Origin of the sequence: Neptunomonas phycophila (assembly GCF_001922575.1) — a bacterium.
Classification (GTDB): domain Bacteria; phylum Pseudomonadota; class Gammaproteobacteria; order Pseudomonadales; family Balneatricaceae; genus Neptunomonas; species Neptunomonas phycophila.
This window is the reverse complement of the sequence record NZ_MRCI01000003.1, coordinates 196,737-220,809: the sequence shown is the minus strand read 5'-3', so window position 1 is coordinate 220,809 and position 24,073 is coordinate 196,737. Positions and strand designations below refer to the sequence as shown.

Annotated in this window: 26 protein-coding genes; 16 read left to right on the top strand and 10 right to left on the bottom strand. The window is 46.8% G+C overall.

Annotation, left to right across the window (positions count from 1 at the left end; all coding sequences use genetic code 11):
• The first annotated feature begins 43 nt into the window (after nt 1-43).
• Nucleotides 44-397, top strand: a complete 354-nt coding sequence (locus BS617_RS16525; protein WP_075174091.1) for a RidA family protein — start codon at nt 44-46, stop codon at nt 395-397.
• A 114-nt stretch (nt 398-511) separates the two neighbouring features.
• Here BS617_RS16525 and BS617_RS16520 read toward each other — a convergent pair whose 3' ends face one another.
• Nucleotides 512-1,393, bottom strand: a complete 882-nt coding sequence (locus BS617_RS16520) for an EamA family transporter (protein WP_170870376.1) — start codon at nt 1,391-1,393, stop codon at nt 512-514.
• Nucleotides 1,394-1,672: 279 nt separating this feature from the next.
• Here BS617_RS16520 and BS617_RS16515 point away from each other — a divergent pair, with 279 nt between their 5' ends.
• Together BS617_RS16515 and BS617_RS16510 are read left to right on the top strand one after the other, a co-directional pair.
• The gene (locus tag BS617_RS16515; protein ID WP_139303234.1) at nt 1,673-2,263 is read left to right on the top strand and encodes a hypothetical protein; all 591 of its coding nucleotides are present in this window, start codon (nt 1,673-1,675) and stop codon (nt 2,261-2,263) included.
• Nucleotides 2,264-2,370: 107 nt separating this feature from the next.
• Nucleotides 2,371-2,967, top strand: a complete 597-nt coding sequence (locus BS617_RS16510; RefSeq protein ID WP_075174088.1) for a DUF938 domain-containing protein — start codon at nt 2,371-2,373, stop codon at nt 2,965-2,967.
• 14 nt (nt 2,968-2,981) lie between these two features.
• Here BS617_RS16510 and BS617_RS16505 read toward each other — a convergent pair whose 3' ends face one another.
• Nucleotides 2,982-3,407: an acyl-CoA thioesterase gene (locus tag BS617_RS16505; RefSeq protein WP_075174087.1), complete on the bottom strand. Its 426-nt coding sequence runs from the start codon at nt 3,405-3,407 to the stop codon at nt 2,982-2,984.
• A 255-nt stretch (nt 3,408-3,662) separates the two neighbouring features.
• On the opposite strand from BS617_RS16505, the gene BS617_RS16500 reads away from it, so the two are divergent.
• The 6 genes from BS617_RS16500 to BS617_RS16475 all read left to right on the top strand — a co-directional run bounded on the left by BS617_RS16500 (nt 3,663) and on the right by BS617_RS16475 (nt 12,113).
• Nucleotides 3,663-4,634: a PstS family phosphate ABC transporter substrate-binding protein gene (locus BS617_RS16500; RefSeq protein ID WP_075174086.1), complete on the top strand. Its 972-nt coding sequence runs from the start codon at nt 3,663-3,665 to the stop codon at nt 4,632-4,634.
• 145 nt (nt 4,635-4,779) lie between these two features.
• The gene (locus tag BS617_RS16495; RefSeq protein WP_075174085.1) at nt 4,780-7,050 is read left to right on the top strand and encodes an ABC transporter permease subunit; all 2,271 of its coding nucleotides are present in this window, start codon (nt 4,780-4,782) and stop codon (nt 7,048-7,050) included.
• Nucleotides 7,051-7,085: 35 nt separating this feature from the next.
• Complete coding sequence (pstA, locus tag BS617_RS16490; RefSeq protein WP_075174084.1) at nt 7,086-8,774, top strand: phosphate ABC transporter permease PstA; 1,689 nt, start codon at nt 7,086-7,088, stop codon at nt 8,772-8,774.
• Nucleotides 8,775-8,809: 35 nt separating this feature from the next.
• A complete protein-coding gene (gene pstB / locus BS617_RS16485) occupies nt 8,810-9,643 on the top strand; it encodes a phosphate ABC transporter ATP-binding protein PstB (RefSeq protein ID WP_075174083.1) in 834 nt (277 codons plus the stop codon).
• Nucleotides 9,644-9,698: 55 nt separating this feature from the next.
• Nucleotides 9,699-10,445, top strand: coding sequence for a phosphate signaling complex protein PhoU (gene phoU, locus BS617_RS16480; RefSeq protein WP_075174082.1), 747 nt, complete (start codon nt 9,699-9,701; stop codon nt 10,443-10,445).
• 153 nt (nt 10,446-10,598) lie between these two features.
• Nucleotides 10,599-12,113: a diguanylate cyclase domain-containing protein gene (locus BS617_RS16475; RefSeq protein WP_075174081.1), complete on the top strand. Its 1,515-nt coding sequence runs from the start codon at nt 10,599-10,601 to the stop codon at nt 12,111-12,113.
• Between the two features lie 107 nt (nt 12,114-12,220).
• Here BS617_RS16475 and BS617_RS16470 read toward each other — a convergent pair whose 3' ends face one another.
• On the bottom strand, nt 12,221-12,799 hold the full coding sequence (locus tag BS617_RS16470) for a DUF1415 domain-containing protein (protein WP_075174124.1): 579 nt from the start codon (nt 12,797-12,799) through the stop codon (nt 12,221-12,223).
• Between the two features lie 110 nt (nt 12,800-12,909).
• Here BS617_RS16470 and BS617_RS16465 point away from each other — a divergent pair, with 110 nt between their 5' ends.
• The 4 genes from BS617_RS16465 to phoR all read left to right on the top strand — a co-directional run bounded on the left by BS617_RS16465 (nt 12,910) and on the right by phoR (nt 16,488).
• Complete coding sequence (locus tag BS617_RS16465; protein ID WP_249263636.1) at nt 12,910-13,473, top strand: chorismate--pyruvate lyase family protein; 564 nt, start codon at nt 12,910-12,912, stop codon at nt 13,471-13,473.
• A gap of 15 nt (nt 13,474-13,488) precedes the next feature.
• Complete coding sequence (ubiA, locus tag BS617_RS16460) at nt 13,489-14,379, top strand: 4-hydroxybenzoate octaprenyltransferase (protein WP_075174080.1); 891 nt, start codon at nt 13,489-13,491, stop codon at nt 14,377-14,379.
• Nucleotides 14,380-14,454: 75 nt separating this feature from the next.
• The gene (gene phoB / locus BS617_RS16455; RefSeq protein WP_075174079.1) at nt 14,455-15,150 is read left to right on the top strand and encodes a phosphate regulon transcriptional regulator PhoB; all 696 of its coding nucleotides are present in this window, start codon (nt 14,455-14,457) and stop codon (nt 15,148-15,150) included.
• 18 nt (nt 15,151-15,168) lie between these two features.
• Complete coding sequence (gene phoR, locus BS617_RS16450; protein WP_075174078.1) at nt 15,169-16,488, top strand: phosphate regulon sensor histidine kinase PhoR; 1,320 nt, start codon at nt 15,169-15,171, stop codon at nt 16,486-16,488.
• A gap of 10 nt (nt 16,489-16,498) precedes the next feature.
• Here the strand turns inward: phoR and cysZ are convergent, their stop codons facing one another.
• Complete coding sequence (cysZ, locus tag BS617_RS16445; protein WP_075174077.1) at nt 16,499-17,245, bottom strand: sulfate transporter CysZ; 747 nt, start codon at nt 17,243-17,245, stop codon at nt 16,499-16,501.
• A 21-nt stretch (nt 17,246-17,266) separates the two neighbouring features.
• Nucleotides 17,267-17,497, bottom strand: coding sequence for a hypothetical protein (locus BS617_RS16440; protein ID WP_246283289.1), 231 nt, complete (start codon nt 17,495-17,497; stop codon nt 17,267-17,269).
• Nucleotides 17,498-17,668: 171 nt separating this feature from the next.
• On the opposite strand from BS617_RS16440, the gene BS617_RS16435 reads away from it, so the two are divergent.
• Nucleotides 17,669-18,625, top strand: coding sequence for an NADP-dependent oxidoreductase (locus tag BS617_RS16435; protein ID WP_075174075.1), 957 nt, complete (start codon nt 17,669-17,671; stop codon nt 18,623-18,625).
• Nucleotides 18,626-18,690: 65 nt separating this feature from the next.
• Here the strand turns inward: BS617_RS16435 and BS617_RS16430 are convergent, their stop codons facing one another.
• The 5 genes from BS617_RS16430 to BS617_RS16410 all read right to left on the bottom strand — a co-directional run bounded on the left by BS617_RS16430 (nt 18,691) and on the right by BS617_RS16410 (nt 21,851).
• Entirely contained in the window at nt 18,691-19,353 is a 663-nt protein-coding gene (locus BS617_RS16430) for a DUF8082 domain-containing protein (protein ID WP_075174074.1), read from the bottom strand.
• 8 nt (nt 19,354-19,361) lie between these two features.
• Nucleotides 19,362-20,351: a GTP-binding protein gene (locus BS617_RS16425; RefSeq protein ID WP_075174073.1), complete on the bottom strand. Its 990-nt coding sequence runs from the start codon at nt 20,349-20,351 to the stop codon at nt 19,362-19,364.
• A 201-nt stretch (nt 20,352-20,552) separates the two neighbouring features.
• Nucleotides 20,553-20,978, bottom strand: a complete 426-nt coding sequence (locus tag BS617_RS16420) for a hypothetical protein (RefSeq protein WP_075174072.1) — start codon at nt 20,976-20,978, stop codon at nt 20,553-20,555.
• Between the two features lie 7 nt (nt 20,979-20,985).
• Nucleotides 20,986-21,243 carry a hypothetical protein gene (locus tag BS617_RS16415; RefSeq protein ID WP_075174071.1) on the bottom strand — a complete coding sequence of 86 codons (258 nt, stop codon included), beginning with the start codon at nt 21,241-21,243 and terminating at the stop codon, nt 20,986-20,988.
• Nucleotides 21,243-21,851 (bottom strand): YjaG family protein, encoded by a 609-nt coding sequence (locus BS617_RS16410; RefSeq protein WP_075174070.1) that lies wholly within the window; start codon nt 21,849-21,851, stop codon nt 21,243-21,245. Before BS617_RS16410 ends, BS617_RS16415 begins: the two co-directional genes overlap by 1 nt.
• A 236-nt stretch (nt 21,852-22,087) precedes the next feature.
• Here BS617_RS16410 and BS617_RS16405 point away from each other — a divergent pair, with 236 nt between their 5' ends.
• On the top strand, nt 22,088-22,639 hold the full coding sequence (locus tag BS617_RS16405; protein ID WP_075174069.1) for a TRAP transporter small permease subunit: 552 nt from the start codon (nt 22,088-22,090) through the stop codon (nt 22,637-22,639).
• A complete protein-coding gene (locus BS617_RS16400) occupies nt 22,636-24,015 on the top strand; it encodes a TRAP transporter large permease (RefSeq protein WP_075174068.1) in 1,380 nt (459 codons plus the stop codon). Before BS617_RS16405 ends, BS617_RS16400 begins: the two co-directional genes overlap by 4 nt.
• Nucleotides 24,016-24,073: the final 58 nt, after the last annotated feature.

The following is a 24,073-nucleotide window of genomic DNA, read 5'->3' as shown; positions in this document are numbered from 1 at the left end:
CTATAATAGTGCGATAAACCACAGATTATACAAAGGGCATAACATGACTATTGAACGCCAAGAAACTAAGCAACGTATGAGCCGTATCGTAAAACACAACGGCACTATTTATCTCTGCGGCCAAGTTGCAGCTGATGCCAACACCGACATCACTGAACAAACGCAAACGATGCTCGATAAAGTAGAAGGCCTATTACTACAAGCGGGTTCTGACAAAGAGCATATCTTATCGGCAACTGTATATATCCGCGATATGAAAGATTTTGCGCAAATGAATGCCGTTTGGGATGCTTGGGTACCCGAAGGTCATGCACCAGCACGCGCTTGCGTAGAGGCCCGCATGGCACGTCCCGAGTTATTGGTAGAAGTATCAGTGATAGCTGCTGAAAAAGCGTAATGAAATAATAAAGCGGTTTTTTTCATAAAAAGCCGCTTTATAGCCAAGCCCATGTGCGGCGATTAAACGATGCTTCAAATACATGGTTTGCTCGTTGTATCTACCTTAAGGTCGTCACCCCATCGCTGTAATATACCAATTAACCGCCACCAACATTCCTGCAGCAGCAATCAAACGACGCGCCCATACTCGCCATTCAACTGTAGGTTCTATACCTTCCTCCAGCAGCGGTCTTAGAGCAATGCCCACTAATACCACCACAATACCGCGTGTTGCTAGCATCAAATTACCGAGCACAACGCCACCAAGCACAAAGGCTGTGAATAAAAAAACCATTGATATTAAGCACAATGCCGCAACAGGAATACAGGCTCGGGTCGCCGCCGTTTCCATACGCCAAGGTCGGCAAAACAAGGTAAATAAGCTATTTAGCCCGAAGCAGTAGCTCAACACAAAAATCACTTGCGATAGCTGATCATCAAAGCTAACGGCGTTAATGAATGCCCCCAAACTTATGTCCGATGCAGAGAACATAACCACAGTTGTTAGCGTCAGTAATGTCGCCTTCAAAGGAGGTTTTCCTGCACCTATGGATAAAAATGCGGCAGCCGCGGTGGCCAAGGCAATAGCTTGCCATTGCTCAATATTGATATGTGTGTTGAGGAATAGTGAACTGCCTATGCCCACAACCATTAGCTTTAACGCGAGCATAGGTGCGACTTGGGCTGATGAGGCTCGATTCAATGCCGAGAAAAAACAAATTTGTGCTATCCAATACGCAACTGAAACACCTAAAGCATATAAATGCGCTTGCCACGATACGCTATCAGGCCAAAATAAATACGCCAAAGGCCATGCGACAAAACCCAGTTGCCAATGCATCTGCACATTAAGCGCCAAGCCGGGTATGAGCAAATGCACTTGGGCACGACGAACAAAAATGTAAAAAATTGATTGGCAAATAACAGCCAATAGCCCTGCAGCGATTGCGATCACGGCGGTGCGCCTCATTAAGTATAAAAGCATCCTTATCAGCGGCACATCATAGCCTGAAAAGGCTATATTACACGCAAGAGAGCCGGGACACTCTGTTCCCAAAACGGTTAAAGTCGTTGCTGTTTTTGGGTCACACAAAGCGCGTAATAGCCAAAAAGCAATTTGAGTGCGGTATTGCGCTCGCTGTTGAATTGGAGTGCAATAGCCATTAAAGCACTACGCTCAATAAGGTTTGCTTTACGTGTTCAATGGACGAACTAGCACAAAGGAATATCGATCATGTCTCATTTTTATAGGCTACGGATGGCTTGGCTCATCATACTAACCACGTGTCTTGCTTTGGCAGGATGTTCTTCAACGTTATTTGACGCTCCACCAACAGTTACCTCCACCACAAAACTATCGGCGTCTAAGTCAGTTAACCTAGCCCCACACGCGAGTGAGTATGGTTGGATACATGCGGGCTGCTTTGCAAGCCTGAGCTCAAATGACCTTACCGGTGCCACCGTAAAAATCATCGATTTACAGGGAGAGCGAATCTTACACGGTCGTTTAACCAAACGGATTGACCCACTCGCGATAACAGCACAGGATCAGCAACAGTGCTTTGCACTTAGCAACGCGCGTTTGGAGCACAACTTAACTGAAGGTCGATCGTTTTATTCAATAGAAACTGACTCAAATGTAGGATTAGCTATCGGCGTGCTGAACGATGCCCGCTTCGACTTTAATCCATTACATGGCTATAGCTACTGTCAGACTACTCATCGGCTGCTTTTCACGGTATGGGAGCAAGCACCCTATACCAGCGCTATACGTTGGAAGGATAGCTATTACGTCGACGACCCAATGATACCGACCTGCCCTTAAAAGCTACCAACGTACCAACCTTATTTTAAACGGTTTTAGTTCACGTCTTATTCAGCGTAAAAAGCTCTACAATACAATCAACTACTACCCACTATAAGAGAGCGGCAATGCTTAATTTTAGCGAGGCAAGCGAACGTAACAAACGGCCGATCTGTCAGCACTTAATACCTTACTTTACGGATGAGATGCAGCTACTTGAGATTGGTAGCGGGTCTGGTCAGCATGCACTGTATATTGCAGATCAGCTCCCTCAGGTATTCTGGCAGCCCAGTGAGCAGCCGCAGTATGTTGAAGCGCTCGCATTAAATCTTGAGCAATATGCTCCTCAAAATATTGCCACACCCATACCACTGGATGTGCGCGAAGAATGGCCAGAGCGAACATTCAATGCCATTTTCTCTGCTAATACGCTGCATATTATGTCGTGGTCGTGTGTGCAGGCTTTTTTTGCTGGAGCTGGGCGCAGCCTAGCGCCTAATGGATACTTGATTGTATATGGGCCATTTCGTTATCAAAATGCTTTCACCTCAATGAGCAATCAAGCATTTGACCAAATGCTTAAGGCTCGTGACCCTAATAGCGGTATTCGTGATTTTGAGGCTATAAATGCCTTAGCCAATGAAGCGGGCTTTATGCTGGTAGCGGATTATGAAATGCCGGCAAACAACCAACTCATTATCTGGCAATACACTGAGCAGGATTAAACAGTGCTAGCGGTTTAAGGCGTCACATATTGCGCACGACGTATGTGACCATCTTCATCAATAGCGACGATCACACATTCTGTTTCCGTGACTTTGCGCAGTGCTCGCCCATCGGGACAACGTCCCCATACCTCAACCCGCAAACGCACTGAGCTCCGTCCCATTTCGATAATATCGGTGTAAAAGCCCAAAATAGTGCCAACCAATACTGGAGAGAAGAAATCCAGCGAGCCAACAGACACGGTTGCTACACGTCCTTCGCTTTCAACGGCCGCACGCATTTCTGCGGCAAGTACCGCTTGAGAGGTAACCCACCCTCCATACACATCACCAAACATATTGGTAGCAGCATGACTGGCCGGAAGCTTTAATGTTAACTCACCTGTGGGCGTTAACTCATCGGAGACATTTTCCGAATCAATATCTGTGTGACTTTCCATTATTGTTCTTGTGTGAACCCCATCAATCTTTGATAGACAAAAGTATCATCTGATTATAAAGCATTCAGTCTAAGACTGAATACGGGCAGATTACAGGGTTATTGTGTTTTTTTATCATTATGCGTTTTAAGGAATAGTTTTCACACTGTCACATTCTTGTCACAAAGACAGCCTATAGTTCGCTCAACATAAAAAATTGATCGTCTAATTCAATAAACTGTTTATCAATAAACAACTGTTTCTTTGGAGCAAGTAATGAAACCTATGAAGAAGTTATTCGCCGCAATCGCCATGACAGCAACCTGCATGTCTGCTTCTGCAGCGGATCTGTTAGATCCGAACTTACCAACTTACACTAAGGCTTCTGGTGTTTCTGGTAACCTATCTAGCGTAGGTTCAGATACTTTGGCTAACTTGATGACGTTGTGGGCTGAAGAATTCAAGCGTATGTACCCTAACGTTAACGTACAAATTCAAGCCGCTGGATCTTCTACTGCACCTCCAGCATTGACTGAAGGCACATCTAACTTCGGTCCAATGTCTCGTAAAATGAAAGACAAAGAAATCGAAGCTTTCGAGAAAAAATACGGTTACAAGCCAACAGCCGTTGCTGTAGCTATCGATGCTTTGGCTGTTTTTGCTAACAAAGACAACCCAATCAAAGGTTTATCCATTCCACAAGTTGACGCTATCTTCTCTTCTACACGCAAGTGTGGCGGCGCTGAAGACATCACTACTTGGGGTCAAGCAGGTGTTGAAGGCTCTCTAGCTGACAAAACTATTCAATTGTTCGGTCGTAACTCAGTATCAGGCACTTACGGTTACTTCAAGTCTAAAGCGTTGTGTAAAGGTGACTTCCGTAACAACGTAAACGAGCAACCAGGTTCTGCATCTGTTGTTCAGTCTGTATCTACTTCTTTGAACGGCCTTGGCTACTCAGGTATCGGTTACAAAACATCATCTGTTCGTGCATTGCCATTGGCTAAGAAAGACGGTGAAGCTTTCGTAGAAGCAACACCTGAAAACGCAGTAAACGGCACGTACCCTCTGTCTCGTTTCTTGTGGGTTTACGTAAACAAGAAGCCTGGCCAAGACCTAACTCCTATGGATGCAGAGTTCTTGAAAATGGTTATGGCAAAAGTGGGTCAAGAAGTTGTAGTTAAAGATGGCTACATCCCACTACCTGCTAAAGTAGTTGAGAAGCAAATGAAAGAGCTAGGCCTATAATTTAGCCTACGCTTCGCTAAGGACAGCGTTCAGGGAGTGCCGTAAGGCACTCCCTTTTCTCGTTACTAAAGCGCTGTAACATAAGTGTCACATAACTCACGTATTCTTGCGCCACTGTTATCGTAGAACCATTAGGTCTCTTCTCATGAGTATAGAAAATACCACGTCGCCACCACAGATTAGCTTTGATACACCCGCCCAGCTTCGTTTACGCAAATTACGTAAACTAAAAGATAAAATGGCCGGTGTAGGTATCGCCTTTGGCGGTATTAGCGTCATTCTCGCTATTTTGCTGATCTTCTTTTATCTGCTGTACGAAGTTGCACCGCTGTTTCAGTCGGCGCATATGGAAAAGTGGCAGCACAATGGACAAACGGTTGAGAACTACGCCTCTCCAGGCGAAGGAAAAACCTTATACCTTGCTATGGAAGAGCAAGCCGAAATTGGCCTGCGCATTACCGCAACACATGCGTACTTTTTTAACACTCTCAACGGCGACATCATTAATGAGTCTGCCTTGCCAGTGCCTGAAGGTGTTGACGTTGTCAGTACCGCTGTTATTTCTGAGCCCCAGCGCCTGTTTGCATTAGGCTTAAGTAATGGTTCTGCGCTGATCATCAAGCACGACTACCGTTCTACCTACCCAGATGGTGTACGCGTGATTACGCCTAGCCTAGAGTACCCATTAGGCGAAGAACCGCTAAGCGTATCTGATCGCCCACTAGCGCTACTAGGGATTGCCTATTCAGGTGATAGCTGGAACATTATTGGTGGTGATGACAAGGGCTTATCGCAAGTCAGCGTAGCCGTAGAAGAAAATATGATGACCGGTGAGGTTGAGCTAGAGTCTGAAAGCTCAACACTACCGGCGTTTAACATTGGTGCACGCAAACTACTATTACTGCCAGATAACCGCTGGTTGATGATTGCCGGCAAAAACAAAATTGCCGTCGTCGATCTACAAGCAGACGGCGGGCCACAAACGGTACAAGTGGCCGAGGCAACCAAAGGAGAAATTACCACATTCAAAATGTTACTCGGTGGTAACGCTTTGCTGGTAGGTGATAACCAAGGTCACATTTCACAATGGTTCCTGGTTCGTGATGAAGCGACTGACTGGATTCTCACGAAGATCCGCTCGTTTGAAAGTGGTTCAGCAGCCATTGATGACATTGCTATCGAGCAACGCCGTAAAGGCTTTGCTGCGATTAATAACGACGGCACATTGCGTCTTTATAATACGACGGCACATCGAAATGCGTTAACCGATAAAGTAGCGGATGGGCAAGTGGATTATATCGCTTATGCCCCACGTTCAAACGCGATGTTAATAGAACAGAACAGCACGTTGGCTTTCTGGGCTATTGAAAACGAGCATCCTGATATTTCATGGTCTGCTCTATGGGAAAAAGTGTGGTACGAAGGCTACGAAGAGCCAGACTATGTATGGCAGTCGTCTGCGGCTAACAACGACTTTGAACCTAAATACAGCTTAATGCCACTCGCATTCGGTACACTAAAGGCGGCCTTCTATGCCATGCTTTTAGGTACGCCACTGGCCATCTGCGGAGCGATATACACAGCGTACTTCATGGTTCCGGCCATGCGCCGTAAAGTAAAACCTTTCATAGAGCTAATGGAAGCTTTACCTACTGTTATTTTAGGCTTCTTGGCTGGTCTATGGTTAGCGCCATTCATGGAACTGCATTTGGCGGGCATCTTCGTCATTCTGATACTCGTACCTATCTCCATAGTTCTCTTTGGGTTTATATGGGCGCAGGTTCCCGACCGCATTCGCTTCCTAATACCAGAGGGTTGGGATGCAGCACTGCTGGTACCCGTTATCATTTTGACCGTTATGCTGAGTTTATCGATCTCCGTACCCGTTGAAGAGCTGTTGTTTGGCGGTGACCTTCGCTTATGGATCAGTAACGAAGCCGGTATACCGTTTGACCAACGTAACGCACTGGTGGTTGGTATCGCCATGGGCTTTGCGGTTATTCCAACAATCTTCTCGATCACAGAAGATGCGATCTTTGCCGTACCTAAGCACCTGAGCTATGGCTCACTTGCCTTAGGCGCTACACCTTGGCAAACGCTAACTCGAGTAATTTTGCCAACGGCAAGCCCGGGTATCTTCTCTGCATTAATGATTGGTATGGGCCGCGCTGTTGGTGAAACCATGATCGTATTAATGGCGACAGGTAATACCCCCATTATGGATATGAACATATTTGAGGGTATGCGTACGCTAGCCGCCAACATCGCGGTTGAGATGCCTGAATCCGAAGTAGGAAGCACACATTTCCGCATTCTTTTCTTAGCTGCGTTTGTACTCTTCCTGTTTACCTTCATGGTTAACACCTTGGCAGAGTTGGTTCGCCAGCGTTTGCGTAAGAAATACGGCTCGCTGTAGCCCCTGATAACTGCGAGCTTAGAGGATAACGAACAATGAAAGTCTCTTTATCAAATTGGACAAAAACCGGGTCACCATGGGTTTGGTTAAACGCCGGTGCCGTGGCCATCTGTATCATTATGGTTGTAGGGCTATTAGGTTTAATTGCCGTACGTGGTTTAAGCCACTTCTGGCCAGCAGATATTCTGCAAGCCACTTATCAACAAGGTGATCAAAAAATCACTCTCGCTGGCGAAGTCGTCGAGGTAGAAGACGTACTGGCCGAGCAGCTGCGTGGTGCGGGTGTCGATGTGCCAGAAGGCCTTGAAACAATGCGTCGCGATTTATTAAAAATCGGTAACCGTGATATCGGCGGTATCGACTTTACTTGGGTATTAGACGCCAACCTGTCGGATCGTCAAAAGCCGGCCATGTTATTCGCGGCAGAACGTCACGAATGGGGCAACTTCTACGGTTACCTGCGCAGTCTAAAACAAGGCGATGAAGTGGTCGGTAGCTACGATGGCTATGACCCAAGCGAAGCCTACTTAACGCTATGGGGCCAGTTTGAGCAAAGCATCGAGCGTGCTATTGAGATTAACGAAGCCATTCTCGAAATTCAAAAAGACGAAATTGGTGCGATCAACTACGAGCTAGAGCGCTTACGTCTTAAACAGCGCTCACTTGAGCTCAAAGGCTCTACCGATGCCGATGCTTTTGCTGACATTAACACTCGCCGTGATGAACTCAACGCCGAATACGAAAATTTACAACAAACATTAATCGATCTTTATGCTCAGGTTAACCGCGATAGCATCCAAGCAGAAACAGCAAGCGGCCAAATGCTAACCATCCCTGTGGCAAAAATCGTACGCGCTTATCGCCCTAATGATATGGGTATCATCGCTAAGTTAGGCCATTATGGCGCTAAACTGTGGGAATTTGTTTCAGCAGAGCCTCGCGAAGCGAACACAGAAGGCGGCATATTCCCAGCGATATTTGGTACTGTCATGATGGTTATTATCATGTCGATCATGGTGACACCTTTTGGTGTAGTCGCGGCTGTATATCTACGCGAATACGCAAAACAAGGCTTTACCACTCGCCTTATTCGTATTGCAGTTAACAACCTAGCGGGCGTACCATCCATCGTATATGGTGTGTTTGGCTTAGGGTTCTTCGTGTATTTCTTGGGCGGTAACATTGATCGCTTGTTTTACCCAGAAGCCCTGCCTTCGCCTACATTTGGTACGGGCGGCCTCATGTGGTCATCAATCACACTCGCTCTACTCACGGTTCCAGTGGTTATTGTGGCAACAGAAGAAGGCCTATCACGCATTCCTCACGCGTTACGCGAAGGATCACTTGCATTGGGAGCTACCAAAGCAGAGACACTATGGAAAGTCGTCTTACCTATGGCCAGCCCTGCGATGATGACCGGTGTAATCCTTGCCATAGCGCGTGCTGCCGGGGAAGTAGCACCTTTGATGTTGGTAGGCGTAGTCAAACTAGCACCGAGCTTACCCTTGGATATGAACTATCCTTTCCTACATTTAGACCAAAAGTTTATGCACTTAGGCTTCCACATTTATGATGTCGGTTTCCAAAGTCCAAACGTAGAAGCGGCTCGTCCGCTGGTATATGCCACCGCCTTCTTGCTGGTGGTCGTGATCGCCCTACTGAACATCAGTGCTGTGCAGATCCGAAACCACCTACGTGAAAAATATAAATCGTTAGAAATGTAACGCTGTAGAACGACTGAATTAAAGGTTTATTGATTATGACTACAAACGCGAAAACTCACCGTATGGATATTTCATCGTTGCAGCGTGACGACCGCCAGCTTTCTTTGGAAAGTGAAACGATTGCCCTCCATGTTAACGACCTACGTCTTAGCTACGGCGAAAAAGAAGCCCTGCACGGCATCAACATGACCATTCCGAAAAAGCGCGTAACAGCCTTCATCGGACCATCCGGTTGCGGTAAATCAACCCTGTTACGCTGTTTTAACCGCATGAACGACCTGGTGGATAGCTGCAACATCACCGGTGAGATAGTGTTAGATAACCAAAATATCTACGACCGCACAGTTGAAGTAGCTGATCTGCGCCGCCGCGTGGGCATGGTGTTTCAAAAACCAAACCCGTTTCCAAAGTCTATCTATGAAAACGTAGCCTATGGTTTACGTATTCAAGGGATTAAAAAGAAGCGTGATATCGACGAAACCGTCGAATGGGCGCTGCGCTCAGCCGCCTTGTGGGATGAGGTAAAGGACCGCCTACACGAAAGCGCATTGGGCATGTCAGGTGGTCAGCAGCAACGTTTGGTTATCGCGCGTACCATCGCGGTAAAACCAGAAGTGTTACTACTAGACGAACCCGCTTCTGCTCTTGACCCTATTTCAACGCTTAAAATTGAAGAACTCATTCACGAGCTTAAGAATGACTTTACCATCGTCATTGTAACGCACAATATGCAACAGGCTGCGCGTGTTTCTGACTATACTGCATTCATGTATATGGGTGATTTAATCGAGTTTGGTGTTACCGATACCCTCTTCACGAACCCCGAGAAGAAGCAAACGGAAGATTACATCACAGGCCGATACGGATAAAACCTACCGCCTACTAACACCATGCAGATATTGACACTAATTGAGGAGTACCATTGTGGAACTCAATAAAGATAGCTACTCAACACACATTTCACAGCAGTTTAATGACGAGCTAGAACTCATCCGTACTGAACTGCTAACCATGGGCGGCATTGTAGAACGACAAGTGCATGATGCCGTAAAAGCCTTGTTAACAGGTGATGCCGAATTAGCTGAAAAGTCACGCCGCGTCGATCGTCAAACCAACGACATGGAATTAATGATCGACGAGCGTTGCACCATGATCATCGCGCGCCGCCAACCCGCTGCCAGCGACCTACGCTTGATCGTTGCCATCTCTAAAGCGGTCAACGACCTTGAGCGCATGGGTGATGAAGCCAGCCGCATCTGCCGACACGCCATCGAGCTAGTAGAAGAAGGCGACTCACAGCGCGGCTACCAAGAAGTCCGTCACATTGGTTCACTCGTTAGCAGCATGGTAAAAGATGTGCTCACCGCCTTTGCCCGCAACGATACAGAACTGGCTTACCACGTCGCCAAACAAGACAAAGCCGTCGACTTGGAATACCGCACGGCTATGCGATCAATCGTCACCTACATGATGGAAGACTCGCGCGCTATCTCCAGCTGCCTGAACGTCATCTGGGTACTGCGTAGCTTAGAGAGAATCGGTGACCACTCGCGCAACATCGCCGAACAGCTCATCTACCTAGTTAGCGGCACAGACGTCCGCCATGCGCCGCTCGCTGAAATGCGCGAAGTTGCTGGCGCAACGGATAAAGACGACGAAGAACCAGCGTAACTTTGCAATTCCAATAGGGCTGCCAACGGCAGCCCTATTCTTATAAATACGTGAAGCCTGCACAAACCCACTTAAGCAACTCAACCTTTTTCCCTTTCTGCCGCTAATTCCAGAACACGCGTTATCAATAAGCGACACAGTCTGGAGATATTCATGAGCGGCTACATCGTATATGGCGACTTAAATTGCCCGTACAGCTATGCGTTATTCGAACGATTAAAAGCAATGGATTTGCTGGATCAGGTCGAGTTTCGTTTGGTAGAGCATGCTCAAGATATAGGCCTATATGGCAATACAGCCGATATCCTCTCAGAGCTGGCGAGTGATGTATTTGCTGTGCGCGGCCATGCGCCAGAAGTACCTATTTCGTTACCTCCAGAGCGACCAGACAGTCGTTTTGCCAATTTATGCGTATTAGCCGCAATGCAAATCGATCGTGAAAAAGCGCTTAATTTTATAGATCTTTTTTATAAAGCCCTTTGGGTTGACGGACAAGATATTGCTAGCCCCACTATTATTTTTGACGCCTTACAAAAAGCGGGGCTACCCACCGAGTTATCTATTGATATCGACTGTGAAGAGCAACTCGATACCTGGCAAGATCAGTGGGCCGCCAGTGGGGTAAGCTCTCGCGTTCCATCAATCGTGGCAGAAGATAAGCGCACGTTAATAGGCTTAGCTGCCCCCGAAGATCTACAAGCGTTTTTTGAGGGCGCGGCGACCGAAATTGAGTATGACTCTCGCGAGTTCTGTAAATATACCGACCATCATACCATCGCTGTATTTGCCCCAAATGGTATCGAAACGGTCTGGAAAACTATCGACGCGTTAAGAGCACGCTACAATATTTTATTACCCGCAACCTTAAGCGATTTAAGAAAGCAGCTTCTAAGCCAAGAACAAACGCCCGATTTATTGTTAATTGATGGTTCTGACGAGTGGCTCCCTACTTTATTAAACTGCCAAAACCTCGTTCAGAAGATCCACCACGGCTTTATACCAACCGCCCTCATCAATGCCGATAATGATGATCAGCAAGAGTTGCAGGCATACACGCATGGCGCATCTGACTTTATTGTTAGAGGCCGAGCAGAAGGTATTATCCGCGCACGCGTAGGCATGATGCTCGAATTAAAGCGCTCTCGTGATTTCTTAGAACGTTCGGCTCGTATCGACGGGCTAACGGGGGTAAATAACCGGCGTGAGTTTGAAAAACTATTAGAAATGGAATGGCGACGTGCTAGTCGCAGCAATCTGCCTTTGTCACTTATTATGGTCGATGTGGATCATTTTAAAGCGTTTAATGACCTCTACGGCCATTTAGCGGGCGATAGCGGCTTACGACGTATTGCCGGTGCTATGGAAAATGCGGTCAACCGCTCACATGACTCTGTCTGCCGTTACGGTGGGGAAGAATTTGCTGTTTTATTACCCGAAACAGACAAAGCCGGAGCAGAGCTCGTAGCGCAACGCATTCGTAAACAGGTACAGGCATTGAGCATTAAACACGAGCGCTCTAGTACCGGGCTAGTTGTTACCGTTAGCCAAGGTATTTGTACCTTAACACCCTCAACAACGTACAGCCCACATGAGCTTGTCGAACGCGCCGATAGCGCGCTTTATAACGCAAAGGACACGGCACGCAACTGCATTGTAGTAGCCGCGTAAGCCCGCAAATAGCATCAATGCATTAGCTTTTTATTTCAGAAAACGATTGTCCATTGGAAGCGACTAAAACCTAGGGCTAGCTTCACGCTACAATCGCGTCTTATCAATCAACAGTAGTCCTTAAACGGCGGGAATAGCTCAATCAGCTTATCCCGTCCTAACGCTTCCAAATGTGCAATATTGCGTTCTGGTATAGCTTCGGGATCATCTATGTGTTTGAGCACCTGCTCCATCTGGCCCTCACGAATAATATGAATCATGGGGTATGGGGAACGGTTGGTCCAATGGCTGAGATCATCCTCTGGCGGCCCTGCAAATAAATAACCAGGATGAAAACTAGCCAGCTGAAAAACGCCTTCAAGGTTTGCTTGGGTCAATAGACGTTGGCATTCATCAAGCAACCCTAGGTATTCATAAAAGTCGGCTACTGCATTGGGAAAGATGACTAACGTAGTAGCGATATCACGTTCATTGGCTTGATTAATAACTAACAACTCGTCAACAAACGCTTCACACGCTAAACGGGTGTCTTCGCTTTCAACTACGGCATAACGCAAGGTCTCTTGTCTCACAACCGGCGCTGCAAAAGGGCATAAGTTAAGTCCAACGACCATAGTATTTACCCAACGACGGGTTAACGCTTCAACGCTGGCAGCTGTATTTTTGTGTGCTTTGTCTGTACTCATACCGCGCATGCTAATCGATTATGTGACGCGCCTCCAGCAACAAACGCTCAAGGCTTGGGATAGCCGACGCTTAAGCGTAGAATACCGTCCTCAGATAAAGGACCTGATTTGTGGATATCCGCGCCAAATTACTTCAAACGCCCTATACCGCCTTCCCGGCACCCGTATGGAAGGAACGTATTCGATTATCAGCCATCGATGCCCCCGCCGTATGGCGGCCGTGGCTAATGGACAGAGGGTCTCTGACACAACATTTGGTGAAAGCCAGCCATCAGCAGTTTTCGGTACAATTACTGAGCCTTGCTTGGCAGTATCCAAGCCTTAGTGAAGCACAAGCTTTGGGAATCCCCCTGCGCCACAAAGCACTCATACGCGAGGTGATACTCAAGGGTCAGAACGAGGCCTGGGTTTTTGCTCGCTCAGTGATCCCGGCCAGTACCCTGACAGGCAGAGAACGACAACTACACTTAATTGGCCAACGCTCACTAGGGTCTGTGCTATTCAGTGATCCAACTATGCGGCGCGGCCCCTTACAAACGACTTCAATCCAGGTAGATTCTCATACATTGTGGGCTAGACGCTCTGTCTTTCGTTTATCGAACAAGCCTTTGCTTGTAGCTGAGGTTTTTCTTCCGGCGCTTGAGCAAGTACACTACAGTCCTTCTCGATATTAGTTTAAGGCCTTTGTCATGTCTCATGTCGCACCTCGCCCTGCACTAACCTTACGTGAGCGTTTAGCCATCTATACCCAGCTTACGCGCTTCAATAAGCCTATTGGGAGCTACTTACTACTCTGGCCAACGCTTTGGGCGTTATGGATTGCGGCCGACGGAGTCCCTCCGCTTAGCTTGCTCATTATTTTTATTGCGGGGGTCTTTATAACGCGCTCAGCTGGCTGCGTGATTAATGATTATGCCGACCGGCATATCGACGGACATGTAAAGCGAACAGCTGAACGCCCCTTAGCTCGCGGGCTAATTAGCAGTAAAGAAGCGCTCATGCTGTTTGCTGGGCTGATGCTGCTCGCTTTTGTACTAGTTTTATTCACTAACCACATGACGATTTGGATGTCTTTTGGCGCATTAGCGTTAGCATCGCTTTATCCCTTTATGAAGCGCCATACCCACCTGCCCCAAGTGGTACTTGGCGCGGCTTTTGGGTGGGCTATCCCTATGGCCTTTACTGCCGTTGACGAGACTTTACCATTGGTTGCTTGGCTGATTTTCTTAGCTAAGCTGCTCTGGACCGTTGCTTACGACACCATGTACGCCATGGTAGATCGGGATGATGATATAAAAATCGGCGTAAAATCGACCGCTATCCTATTCGGCAAACAGGACAAGCGGATCATTGGGCTATTACAGATCGCCACTTTGTTAGTTTTACTATTAGTAGGCACATTAGAAAGCATGACGTGGCCTTACTATGTAGGGATCGTTATAGCCGGCGTGTTTTTTGTTTATCAGCAAAATCTTATTAAGGATAGAGATCGCACTCGGTGCTTTAACGCCTTTCTGAATAACCATTACGCCGAGTTAGCGGTCTTTGTTGGGATTGTCGTACACTTTATGACAAATTAGTGGCCAGCTGTAACATTTTTGTCATAATAAAATACTGTAATACTCGCGACTTATTACAAGCGTAGAGGCTTAGACATGTCTACAAGCAAACAAGTGCTAATCGTCGATGATGAGGCGCCCATCCGCGAAATGATCGCGGTTGCACTCGAAATGGCAGGTTATGAGTGTATTGAAGCAGAAAATGCTAACGATGCTCACGCGATCGTGATTGATCGACAACCTGATATGATTTTGTTGGATTGGATGATGCCCAACATCAGCGGCATTGAATTAGCCCGCCGCTTACGCAAAGATGAAACAACTGCCGATATCCCCATTATCATGCTGACGGCCAAAGGCGAAGAAGAAAACAAAGTACAGGGCTTAGAAGCGGGTGTAGATGACTATATCACCAAGCCATTTTCTCCTCGCGAACTGGTAGCTCGATTAAAAGCTGTTTTACGCCGTGCTACGCCTAAAGGCATTGAAGAGCCAGTGACGGTTGAAGGCTTAACGCTTGACCCTATCTCGCACCGTGTAACTGCCGAGGGCAAAGCCATCGATTTAGGGCCGACTGAATTCCGATTATTGCAATTCTTTATGACCCATCAAGATCGTGCCTACTCCCGCGGCCAATTGTTGGATATGGTTTGGGGCGGCAATGTGTATGTTGAGGAACGGACAGTAGATGTTCACATTCGTCGCTTACGCAAAGCGTTAGGCAATGAACATGACCACCTAGTACAAACGGTACGAGGAACTGGGTATCGTTTTTCGACACAAGTAGCCTAAACACGAGTTGTATCCCCTATGCAGAGAGTCCCCCAAGCCGCCGTAGGCAGTTTATTTTTATTTGTCGCTGTATCTGCAACGGTAGGCTTATTCATAGGCTCTGTTAGCTGGGGAATGGTTGCTGGGTTAGGGCTTTGGATTTTTCTACAACTACGCCAAATAGGAAGGCTGCAAACCTGGTTGCATAAATATGATTCTGAGGTTCCCGAAGCCGAGGGTATATGGGGCGACATCTTTGATGACTTAGCACGAATTAAAAAGCGTCACCATAAGCAACGTAGTGATCTAAAAGAGATCATCAAACGCTTTCAACGCTCTTCAGCAGCACTACCCGATGCCGTTGTTATTATTGATAAGCATAATAATTTAGAGTGGTGGAACCGCGCTGCAGAACGCTTATTAGGCTTTAAACATGTGTCTGACCGTGGAATGCCGGTTATGAACTTGTTGCGTGATCCTCGCTTTATACGTTATTACCACAAACGTAAATATGACGACCCTCTGCAGCTACCTAGCCCTGTCCTCAACGACACTACCTTACAGTTCCAAATAAAAGAGTTTGGTGCTAGCGACCGACTGTTAGTAGCCCGTGATATCACTCGTTTGGTGCGTTTGGAACATACCCGACAAGACTTTGTGGCCAACGCTTCTCACGAGCTACGCACGCCATTAACGGTCATTCGAGGTTATCTGGAGACTTTTTTAGACCAGGACCTCCCCAAACCTATGCAGCGTGCTCTGACACAAATGCAGGCCCAATCAAGCCGCATGGAAGGCCTAGTCTCTGATTTATTGTTACTTTCTCGTCTTGAGTCTAGCCAGCATATTAACGATGAAGTCCCTATCAACATTCATCAGATGCTTATCACTATCCACCATGATGCAGAAGTGATCTCACTCGATAAGCAACATCAGGTAACGTTAGATGTCGACACCGAGTTTGATCTGTTGGGTCAGCCACAAGAACTCCATAGTGTATTCTCGAACCTCGTCTTCAACGCTGTGCGGTACACACCAGAAAATGGCTTGATTAGTATTAAATGGTTTGTCGATGAGCAAGGCGGGCATTTTTCGGTTACTGATAATGGTATTGGTATCGACTCCATCCACCTACCACGTTTAACGGAACGGTTTTATCGCGTCGATGAAGGCCGCTCTACCGCCACCGGCGGCACGGGGCTAGGATTAGCCATCGTGAAGCATGCGTTATACCGTCACGGAGCTCAATTAACCATTGAGAGTCAGCTAGGGAAAGGCAGTACTTTTAACTGCCACTTCCCCCCTGACATGCTGTATTCAACTCAATCTCGTATAGCCCAGCAAAAAAGTGCGACCTGAGCGGGTCTATTCACACACCAGCCACCGCTCGTTCGACGTGTTCCTCAACCCAATATAAAGTTGCCCCTATCACAGCGGCAGGCATAACAATCAGGTTTAAAATAGGAATCATAGTGCCAAACTGCACAACGGCACCAAAACTGATAGAGGTGAGACGCCGCTCGGCTAAGAGCTGAGTCATTTTTTTAAAAGTCACCTTATTATTATCCATCGGGTAATCGCAATACTGGATCGACATCATCCATGCCCCAAACAAAAACCATAAAAATGGAGCAATAATGTTTAAAACAGGGATGAAACTAAACACGATGAGCAAGAACAAGCGCGGCAAATAGTACATCATCTTAGCTAACTCACGCCCTAATGCACGTGGGATCATTTTTACAAACTCGCCCCAGCCTTCATCCGTGACTTCGCGCCCTCGACGCAGTTGCTCAATCTTTTCGGATAGAAAACCGTTAAATGGCGCAGCAATAAGATTGGCGACTATCGAAAAGCCATAATACACCACGACAAGCACCAGCAATGCGAAGAGCGGCCAAAGCAACCAATCCAAAAATGAAAGCCACTCAGGCAGATACGAAAGCCAGTAGTCGACCCATACATCAAACTGATCCATCAGCAGCCAAATAGCACCTGTAAACAACAATATGTTAATGATCAGTGGTATTAATACGTATTGCCGGATACCGGGCTCAGGCAGCATGCTAAAGCCTCTAAATAAGTACCCAACCCCTTTAACTGGATTACCCTTCATTTACTCTCCTTAGTTAACCCATTACAGCATCACAAACAATGTTACACGAATCACAACCGCCACTATCATCATGGCTAACCCAATACGGTTAACTTTATTTTCAAGTGGATTAAAAACGATTGTAGGTTGCCAAAATTGCAAAATCGATTTTACATCTTTGGTTCGCCCAGCATACATACCAAGCGATATAAGAAAAACGATCAGACCACCCCAGAATAGAATCGGTTCAAGAACAGCTAAGAAATACATCATGGCTCCTTACATTAAGCACAGATAATAAGATGGCAACACTGTAATGCGCGCCAGCTAGCCTATCAGAATTGATTTGTTGAGGCTGCACAGCTAGGCTCATCTTACATGCCACTTTGGCCGCATACGATCCTTTTATCGTCTGTCATTACGTTAAATAATAAGAGGTTACTCATGAAAGCTATCCGCCTTGACCAGTTCAGCGAAGTCGACACATTTGCGACACATCTCACTGTACAAGAGGTTCCAGAGCCCGCTCTAGAAGCCGGTGAAGTGCTGATCCGAACACTGGCCGCAGGCGTTAACCCTATCGACTACAAAACCTGCAGTGGGGGCGGAGCTTCTGCCTTTATCGGTGACTTGCCCTTCATTCCCGGATGGGAGTTTGCCGGTGAAGTTATCGCATGCGGCAGCGATGTAACCGGGTTTGATTCTGGCGATGCTGTTGTCGGCTTTATTCGCTTTCCTGAACGCGCAGGGTGTTATGCCGAGCGCATAGCGGCACCTGCCGACCAAATAGCCCGTTTACCCAAAGGCGTAGCACCAATCACCGCAGCAGGAGCCGCGTTAGCAGGCTTAACAGCGTGGCAGGCGCTCTTTGATAAGGGTAACTTGCAACCACAACAGCGCGTACTGGTGATGGCCGCTGCAGGCGGTGTAGGTCACCTAGCCGTTCAATTAGCCAAATGGAAAGGCGCGCATGTTGTAGGTACTGCGTCACCGGCTAACCATGACCATTTACTGGCTTTAGGGTGTGATCAGGCCATTGATTACCGTGACGAATCAGCCCTTGAAGCGCAGGCACCGTTCGATCTCATTATTGACGGAGTTGGAGGTAAAACGGGTATTAAAGCCATTGCGTTGCTCGCCGCCACAGGCACATTAATCACGTTACCCTCTGTGACAAAAGATCAGGTCATAGCCGCTGCGGAAAAAGAAGGTAAAAAAGCGCTACCCATTCGAGTTGAACCCAATGGTCAGCAGTTGGCAGAACTACTGGCGCGTATCGAGCAACAAGAACTAACAGTCACGGTTGCCGAAACATATCCGTTGGCCGAAGTAGCACGTGCTTTTACGCAAATAGCAACAGGACATACTCGCGGGAAAGTGGTACTAACACTAGGCAGTTAACCGGCTGTTACGCAGCGGCGCTTACTCACTATAAAAGTAAGCGCCGCTAGTTTATTTGGCAGCGGTTAACGGTTTGCAGAGAACGCTTTAACTGTGGTTACTGATTTTTTCAGAAACGCAGAACGGTCATCTTTATCATCAATTTCACGAGCTAGTTGCTTAAGCAACTCAGCTATAGTTCCCAACCTAACACCATGTTTGGCCCGCCATGCGTCATAAGCATCGTCAAAAACGATACTCACCGCCGGGCCTATATAATCGGCCATCAAATCACGCAATTGGTTCATCAATGCCCTCAGTTGCGCCTCAATTGCAGGGTTATTTTTCACAGCAGGTCGACTAGCCGTTGATGTATCGGGAGCGACGCTAGGCTCTGGTTCTGTTACCGGTGCTATTGCTTCAATAATAGTCGGCATTACGGACCGCACACTGGTGTTAATCAGCGCCATGTTGACTTCTTTTTCTGTCAGCATAATAAGGACCGTTTTATCGTCAACTACATGCCCCATCAACAAGCATTCATCAAGCTCAAAAATAATCTCTTTGTGGTCTGATCCAATGGAATGAATCGCATTGAAGATTTGATGCGCTACACGCGAGGCGCTTCCCATATTGGTATCCAATATCTCGGGAAAGGTGGATGCCAGTATAGAATCAGGTGTCGCGACACAACTGTGTTGAATGCCACCTAATTGCTCTAACTCTTTTAATAATTCGATCATAGACATAGCGATGCTCAACCCCACTGCAACAGATCATCAACCTGCTGTTTCAACGTCCTGATTGAAACACGGTTTGAGGTTTGAACTCCCAATGTTTGATCTCCCTTGAAAAACACGGATACGTTGTCCTCTGTACTGCTTTTCAGCGATACACTTCTTACCTGCCCTAAATCCGAGGCTTCTTCAAAAACAGTAATCACTCCGGAAACGAAGCCTACAAAATCATTCATTTCAGACGATTCAATTGACGACGTAATTACCTCGCCCATGCTGTCCGTCAGTGCGGCACCACGTACCCCTTGGAAATTCATTACATCATCAACAATTGAGTCTTTCACGACGATCTCAGCCCCTTGGTAAGTGTCCACTTCATAGTGCGGCTCTTCCGGTTGAACATCCGTCTCTTCCAGTACTCTATTTTCATCTCGAATAGTCGCGTCTTCCAATAATTGCGACCAACCATCAAACGACATTTTATCGGCCAGCATGCGCTGTACGAGCGGTAATACAGAGCTGCCTTTACGCGCGTCAATAAACTCAACCGTGGCATCAATCCCCAAGGTTTCAAGTGTCGCTTGGTACTCTTCTAATCCAGGCTCGGCCCGCAAATCGGAACGCGTTACCCCAACAATCACAGGTTTACGGGCGATCAGTTCAGCAAACTCTGCCGCGTAATATTTCAAATCCTGCATAGGGTAGTTACGGGTGTTATCTACGAGAAAAATAATACCCGCACAATCGGCGGCTAAGTTATTCGCTAATAAATCCCACATGAAGCGAAATCGCGACTGACCCGGTGTTCCGTACAACAAGATGGACTCGTCTGCACTAAGGTTCATACAAGCATAGTCCATAGCGACCGTTGTTGTGGCTTTTCGTAATCCGGTTAAATCACTTGCCGTCGCCTCTGTTTCTATATTCTGATCATGCTCACTTAACGATCGAATAGCGGATGTTTTACCCGCCCCAACCGGGCCAATAAATAACAGTTTATGGTGTTGCATTAAACTAGGTCCATGCTGACTAACACTCTTATGCGATGTGTTTTTCTTATTCTTATTAATGACCTACAAAAGCCTGTCTTTAGTAGCGGACAGTTAAATGCTTTGCGATAGGTGTATGGAAAATAGCCTATAAAGCAGTATTTTTGAAGTAAATGACGAGCGATTATGCGGAATAATGAACAGAATGTAGTCAGGATATGCTTATTGGCTGCAAAACTGGGAGACTTGACGCATCAACATGCGGCAAGCTTCACCGCGAATATTCCGATCAATGCACTCATACTTAGCCCAATGCTTGTCGTCTTCGCTGGGCACTTCTTGAAACGCGGGCACGCCTTCGCACAAAGCACTATTGGGCGCCGCTACGGCCAAACAATTTTTAAGAAATAATCCTGAGCTCACAGAACAGCCAAACTCTTGGCAACCATCAAAATCAGCAAGGGTACGAGTTAGACACGCATTTTGATCATTCTTTTCGCCAAATAAGCGTCCTGCTTGTTGGCTCTGCTCTCTCTCTAACGAACGCTGCTCGTTAAAGTTAGCCACTATCTCCGCTTGGTTGCTCCACAAGTAGCCCGCGAGTACTGCGACAACCACGAGAAACCCTACAAATAGCTTTGCAAACATGGGGATATTAGCCTCGTTTATACAAACCAACAACGCAACAGCACAGACCTACAACGGCTAACAGCATTCCGCCATTTACCTGCAAAGGATGCCGCATCATAAAAGGAATAAAGGGATGAGTTTGAGAGTCATCACATAGCTGACGCAGGTAATCAAAGGAGCCTCCTTGCGCACGACAACTATCGACGAGGCTATATTCATAAATATACCCCCCCATTAGCAGCACACAAGGCACAATTAAAAGCAACAACCCCAACTTAAGCATTAATGGTCATCATCACTGATTCCAATGTTACTAAAGCCTTGATTACGGGCAAGTTCACGTAAGTCTGAAACAAAAGCTTTGGTCATGGTTTTAGTCGACATCAGACGCTCAATGACTTCTTCGTGGAACTCATCTTCCTGAACCATAAGGTCATGATTAGAAATCAGCCGGATTATTTGCTCATCCGACATTTGATCATCGCCCTCACTCAGTTCGATAAACATAGCCACGCATTCACGCGATACATTACCCACCGCAATGGCTTCATCGACATCGGCTTCTAAGATACAAACCAACGTTGAATAAAGTGACACAACCGCATCTAACGCTGGAGAGGCACCATACATCTCGTACTCATCTAAGTCGGGCATATTAGCCTCAACTTTGTCGAGCTGTACTTCAAAATTCATTTTAGCCCCACCTGGGACCAAGGACTGCCATACACCATCCAGAATGGTTTCTAGCTGAGTGGTATTACCAAACTCAACTAATTTGCTAAACAGAATGAAATTGGGAAATTGTCGTTCAGTTAGCGCTGCGCAATAAGCCGCTAGTTTACTATGATCCAGAGAGCGAAGTTGTGGCTCAACAGGCAGTCTATCAGTCATATACAGGTCTCGGCGTTAGAAGGTGACGTGTCTATTGTAAGGGTTTTAGCGGAATTTGCAGCCAAAACACTCAGTAAAGCCGGTGGAATTACGGATAAATCTCATGATTTTTTACTGTTATACTACTTATATTCGTTAAAACGAGTATGTTTCGCCGATAACGCGCAAGATCGCGCTTAAAAGCAGAGCCCGAATAACAACCTCAAAACACGTAACTTGCTAGTAAGAGAAAAATAATGCAAAGCAACCGCTTAAGTCAGCTCGTGAAGCTGCTTGACGGCCTCAGCGAGTGGACAGGACGAGTCATTTCTTGGCTTACCCTACTGATGGTCGTCGTGACGTTTATAATTGTTGTCATGCGCTATGCGTTGGACATGGGTAATATCGCCCTGCAAGAATCTGTGATTTATATGCACAGCTTTGTTTTCTTACTTGGGGCCGCTTATACCCTCAAGCATGATGGTCATGTCCGTGTTGATATTTTTTATCGCCCGGCCAGCGAACGAACTAAAGCCGTTATTAATATTATTGGCACCTTGTTTTTGCTGTTCCCCGTTTCAATCTTTATCGGTTACATCTCTTGGGAATATGTCTCTACCTCGTGGGCACTCAAAGAGGGCTCTCAAGAAGCGGGCGGCATTCCCTATCGTTACCTCCTCAAAACGACATTAATTGTGATGCCTGCACTCATTGTATTACAAGGAATCGCAGAGCTAGGCCGCAGTGCTTTAGTCTTACGCGGCGAAAGCCATCTCATTGAGGAAAGTGTAACGGAGCACCCACTATGACCGAGTATTTATCGCTTTTATTGTTTGTGGCGGCAGTCGGTGTCCTATTAATGGGCTATTCCGTTGCGTTTTCGTTGGCAGGCACCGGGTTATTATTCGCCGGCATAGGTGCTGTTACTGGCCATTTTGATACCGTTTTTCTTGAAGCTATCCCCAACCGTTTATTTGGTGTAATGAATAACGAGGTACTCATTGCAGTGCCGCTATTCGTATTCATGGGGGTTATGCTCGAAAAGTCGAAAATAGCTGAAGAGCTATTAGATACAATGTCCGTTATGTTCGGACCGATGCGTGGCGGTTTAGGTATTTCTGTAACCGTAGTAGGTATGTTACTGGCCGCGAGCACAGGTATTGTGGGCGCAACGGTTGTTACCATGGGCTTGTTGTCATTACCGACAATGCTTCGTCGTGGTTATGATCCACAAGTGGCTACCGGTGTTATATGCGCGTCAGGCACGCTAGGTCAGATCATCCCTCCGTCAATTGTACTCGTTCTCTTAGGCGACGTTATTAGTTCGGCGTACCAGCAAGCACAATTGGATCAAGGTATCTTCTCACCCGAAACGGTTACAGTAGGCGATTTATTCCTAGGGGCCTTAGTACCTGGGCTACTACTCGTTGCTGCTTATATTGCTTACCTCATTGGCAAAGCTATTTTCTCACCGCACACGGTTCCAGCTATCCCTAAAGAAGAACGTGACGGTGTCACTAACTTAGGCGCACGCATTCTAAAAGCACTGGTACCACCCATTCTGTTAATTGGGTTGGTTTTAGGCTCTATTTTAGGCGGCTTCGCGACCCCTACGGAAGCAGCAGCAGTCGGCGCCGTTGGTGCGATAGCCCTATCCATATTTAATGGCAGCTTCTCTCTTAACATTATGAAAGAAGTCATGCGCTCAACCACCCAAGTCAGCTCCATGGTCTTTATCATCTTGGTAGGCGCATCCATATTCTCACTCGTTTTTCGTGGCTACGGCGGCGACGACATGGTCCGGGACTTTTTAACCGATTTACCGGGCGGTGTTTGGGGCGCATTGGCAATGGTAATGCTGGTGATGTTTATTTTAGGGTTCTTCCTCGACTTTATCGAAATCACCTTTGTCGTAGTACCTATCGTCGCTCCAATTTTGTTAGCCATGGGGTTAGATCCTATTTGGTTAGGCATCATGATTGCCCTTAACCTACAAACCTCTTTCTTAACACCGCCGTTTGGCTTTGCGTTATTCTATTTACGCGGCGTAGCGCCAGACTCAGTAACCACTGGGCAAATTTATCGCGGTGTAATTCCGTTCATCATTATTCAATTAATGATGCTCGCACTGCTGGCTGTATGGCCTTCTTTAGCCACATGGTTACCCGAGCTAGTGTACGGATAACAGCTCTTCATCTACGTTTTTTACAAAAGCCGTCATCTGACGGCTTTTTTATGCCGGC